This window comes from Pseudoalteromonas gelatinilytica (assembly GCF_001641615.1).
GTDB classification, from domain to species: domain Bacteria; phylum Pseudomonadota; class Gammaproteobacteria; order Enterobacterales; family Alteromonadaceae; genus Pseudoalteromonas; species Pseudoalteromonas gelatinilytica.
Map to the genome: position 1 here is coordinate 1 of NZ_LRRU01000021.1, position 4,105 is coordinate 4,105.

The following is a 4,105-nucleotide window of genomic DNA, read 5'->3' on the forward strand; positions in this document are numbered from 1 at the left end:
ACCTCTTTGGATAGATAAAAGCTACTTACCATTATTCTTTATTTTTAAAGCTTAAATCATTATGACAAAAAGCATCTATTAAACCATCACTATCCGCTTTATTTATTTTTGCTTCTTTAGGGAGCTCTATATACAAATAATCATAGTTGTATTTACCTTCATCAGTCATGCGATTTAGTTTATATCCAATCATAAATTTATCACCTCCACTGTAATCTAACACTGATATGTTACAATGAGTTGTGTAGTTAATCGAAAATACTAATGAAGCTTTAGCATCTTCGAATTCATCATAGCTCCCAAATAGAGGCACTGAGAAACTATCTATCACTCCAGTGTATTCATCAAAAGCTTTTTGTTTATCTAAAAATGAATCTACTTCAGAATTGACAATATTGATAAACTTTTCTATTGAAGGTTTAATATCATCGAATTCAATACTTGTGTTTCTATTCTTAAAGAAAGTCATATCCTCAGCAGTGTAACCATATACTAGGCATTTGTTTGCTGTAAAAATATCACCTCCGATTCGGCCTAACAGATAAGAGCCTTCACAATATTCAGATATAGGCTGCAACGCCATGCAAATGCCGCTTTGGAATAAAAGGATAAAAATTAAATACCTCATATTATCTCCACCATTTAACTTGAGTCTCTACGATTAGCTCAGAATAAAGCTGTTACGTTGTTTGGCATAGTGCTTAACCATAATCCACGAAAGAGAAAACAAGAACCTACACACGGTGTCAGGTCTTGCTTTTTGCCACTACCCGACTCGCGCTTGAGTAGGAGTAATGAAGCTCAAGATAATCACCCAACTCTTTTCAACACATTAAGAATTTCTATTAAACCATTGCTTATAAACAATATTGGACTAGATTAAAGGTAAAAAGAAAGACCTGACCCTTTTAGATTTAGAGTTTTATAAAGTCTCATCACACACTACGCTAGTAACGCTTTTTCATCAAAGCCTTGCTCATGCAACTTGACTACAAGCTGTTCAAGGACCTCATCTTTTTTAGGGGCTACAGGCTGCGTTAATAGCAAAGAAGTCACATTGCCAAAACCTGGGTGCTCAAAATCAGGGTTCTCAAGGCCATGTTGTGCTCTTAGCGTTAGCAGCATAAGTGCAGCATAAGGTGTAAATTGCCAGTTCATATTATCGAACTCAAAAAACATCTTACTCGGTGGTGATGCAACCTGAGCGACTTGATCATCACATAACTGATTTAGATAAGCGGTAACTTTTGTTAAGTCTGTACTATCCCAGTTATCTAAAATAGCTTGATAAGCAAAATCATCTACGATCGGCTTTAGGGTATTGCCACCTTCTACCTTATCAAACAGCAAGATAATAAAATCACCAATGTGACTTTTTGATCTATTCACCCAGTGCTTCATGTAACCTGCTTGAAATAACGTATAAATTTGGCAAGCATATTCATTATTATGCAATATCACTGCAATACTTAGCTGAAATACCGATGTTGGTGATACCAACCTTAAAGGTTCACGACTAAAGCGATACCTAAAGCGCTTGAACTTATAGCTTTGTATTGTAAGCATGTAATATCCATAACTTAAACATATATTTAATTTACCTAAATCTAGTAAATTATCATCTACAAAACTAGCTTGTGCATCCATCTCATAATAATCACATGGAATTAACAGTTCCGTATTTAATACCTCCCAGTTAAAAAACGGTAATTTTTCATTGCTAGGTATACCTCTTTTCGTTTCTCCTTGCTCAATATAAAAATTAAGCTCTTTTGTATTATTTATATAAACCTTTCTATACTTTTCAGGATTTTTTATCGTCAGCTTACGCTTTCGTAAAAATTTTTCTAATATTTTGTCCATTATTTACCTGCTGGAGTCATTGAAATTGTAGCAGTGTCAGCAAGCATCTAGGGGTCAGGTCTGCCTTTTGCAACAATCTTACTAACACGCGAATAGTGTAATTAAAATAATCATCCAATTCTTTTCCTTGCTCGACAAATAGCGCAAACTTAAGGCTTGATGTTGCTTTAGATTTTCCAAATAGGGGTAACACTTTGCCGATTTCAAGCCATTCTTGAGCTTGTGCTTGCCCATCGTAAAATGCCCTACACGTTGAGAACTTCTATTAAACCATTGCTTATATATGACATTGGACTAGCTAAAAACCAAAAAGAAATACCTGAGCCTGTTTGTTAATATGAAAATAGTGCTTTAAACCTAGAGTAAGCTTTAAGTCCTGACTGTCACTAATAACTAAAAAGTAACTTGCTCACCAAAATTTGTAAAACTGTAAGACTTAACCCCACTTAGTATGCATAATCATCCCATTTCTAAAAAATATTGTTGCAACTTTTTCAATTGTACTAGTGAAAGAAATCCAAGTATCAAAATGATAATAGTTTTCCAGTAATGAGGTTTAGAAAACATATCAACTGCTGCAAATAAAGCAATTACAACAATATACGATACAAAAACATGCTTATCTAATGTTCTGACATTACTACGAATATTTTTAATGTGGGGTAAAAGGCAATAGCTCCCCAGAAACAATAAGCACATCAAAATACCTAATTGCCAGCCATGTTTAGCTAAAAGTACAAGGGGTGCACCATACAAAATAAAGCAGGCTAATGCTTTGTTATTTGAAGATTGCTCCATTGAATTACCTATATTCCTTTATTAATTATGCAAGTGTGCGATATGCACATATGAGGTCTGGGCTTGTATTTTTCTCTCAACTAATAGCTTAAATTTAAATGGTTTTCATAATTCAGTTAGGGAAAGTAAAGCTTAACCGTATTCTCAAATTTTGGTGTACATTTTTTATGATGATGGTAGAGATAACCATGTCTCTTTACTTATCAAAATTACACTTATAATTGACTTTCCCTCCAAATTCAGCACCGGCATATTCAGCGCTCGTCTTCAAAACCAATACCTTCTCTCCTCTAAACTTTGCTGAAATAAGGCAATAATCAGAAAAACCCAAAAACTTTTTAAAAAGACTGACTTCTATAATTAAAAGCCCACCGTCAAAAAATAAAGTACCACTTTCAAATTCATCTCCGGCGCCAATCAATACTGATTTAAAACCTTGATCATAAGTGTACTCAGAGTAAGCAACACCTTCCTGTGTTCTTATTGAACTAAATTCTGTATCAAAGTGAAAATAAAAAGGCTCAAACTGATTTTTAATAAATACACCAGCATCTTTTGTTATGTACCAAAATAAAGTTAATACAATAAAGATAACTAAAAATAGTTTTCCAAAGACTTTCATAAAAACACTCATTAAATTTGAAAAACAAAATCGAGATTATGGATTATCAATACAACGGCCAGCCTACATAGCTAAAGGTCTTTTATATTTGCCTCAACTAAAGACTAAACTGCATTGGTTATTATGATTTAGAAGGAAAAATGTAGCTTAACCTCTTTGGATAGATAAAAGCTACTTACCATTATTCTTTATTTTTAAAGCTTAAATCATTATGACAAAAAGCATCTATTAAACCATCACTATCCGCTTTATTTATTTTTGCTTCTTTAGGGAGCTCTATATACAAATAATCATAGTTGTATTTACCTTCATCAGTCATGCGATTTAGTTTATATCCAATCATAAATTTATCACCTCCACTGTAATCTAACACTGATATGTTACAATGAGTTGTGTAGTTAATCGAAAATACTAATGAAGCTTTAGCATCTTCGAATTCATCATAGCTCCCAAATAGAGGCACTGAGAAACTATCTATCACTCCAGTGTATTCATCAAAAGCTTTTTGTTTATCTAAAAATGAATCTACTTCAGAATTGACAATATTGATAAACTTTTCTATTGAAGGTTTAATATCATCGAATTCAATACTTGTGTTTCTATTCTTAAAGAAAGTCATATCCTCAGCAGTGTAACCATATACTAGGCATTTGTTTGCTGTAAAAATATCACCTCCGATTCGGCCTAACAGATAAGAGCCTTCACAATATTCAGATATAGGCTGCAACGCCATGCAAATGCCGCTTTGGAATAAAAGGATAAAAATTAAATACCTCATATTATCTCCACCATTTAACTTGAGTCTCTACGATTAGCTCAGAA

5 protein-coding genes are annotated in these 4,105 nt (G+C 33.3%); all 5 read right to left on the minus strand.

Annotated elements, in window-relative coordinates; genetic code table 11:
- Positions 1 to 31: 31 nt before the first annotated feature.
- On the minus strand, positions 32 to 628 hold the full coding sequence (locus tag NH153_RS17220) for a hypothetical protein (RefSeq protein WP_156503612.1): 597 nt from the start codon (positions 626 to 628) through the stop codon (positions 32 to 34).
- A gap of 314 nt (positions 629 to 942) precedes the next feature.
- Entirely contained in the window at positions 943 to 1,566 is a 624-nt protein-coding gene (locus NH153_RS17225) for a hypothetical protein (protein WP_156503655.1), read from the minus strand.
- Between the two features lie 756 nt (positions 1,567 to 2,322).
- Entirely contained in the window at positions 2,323 to 2,661 is a 339-nt protein-coding gene (locus NH153_RS17230; RefSeq protein WP_063706210.1) for a hypothetical protein, read from the minus strand.
- A 196-nt stretch (positions 2,662 to 2,857) separates the two neighbouring features.
- Positions 2,858 to 3,283, minus strand: coding sequence for a hypothetical protein (locus NH153_RS17235; RefSeq protein ID WP_063706212.1), 426 nt, complete (start codon positions 3,281 to 3,283; stop codon positions 2,858 to 2,860).
- A 181-nt stretch (positions 3,284 to 3,464) separates the two neighbouring features.
- The gene (locus NH153_RS17240) at positions 3,465 to 4,061 is read right to left on the minus strand and encodes a hypothetical protein (RefSeq protein WP_156503612.1); all 597 of its coding nucleotides are present in this window, start codon (positions 4,059 to 4,061) and stop codon (positions 3,465 to 3,467) included.
- Between the last annotated feature and the right edge of the window lie 44 nt (positions 4,062 to 4,105).

Excerpts from the sequence above, each read along its gene's own strand:
- NH153_RS17220 (WP_156503612.1), bottom strand. The coding sequence starts at position 628 with ATGAGGTATTTAATTTTTATCCTTTTATTCCAAAGCGGCATTTGCATG.
- NH153_RS17230 (WP_063706210.1), bottom strand. The coding sequence starts at position 2,661 with ATGGAGCAATCTTCAAATAACAAAGCATTAGCCTGCTTTATTTTGTAT.
- NH153_RS17235 (WP_063706212.1), bottom strand. The coding sequence starts at position 3,283 with ATGAAAGTCTTTGGAAAACTATTTTTAGTTATCTTTATTGTATTAACT.
- NH153_RS17240 (WP_156503612.1), bottom strand. The coding sequence starts at position 4,061 with ATGAGGTATTTAATTTTTATCCTTTTATTCCAAAGCGGCATTTGCATG.
- NH153_RS17225 (WP_156503655.1), bottom strand. The coding sequence starts at position 1,566 with ATGCTTACAATACAAAGCTATAAGTTCAAGCGCTTTAGGTATCGCTTT.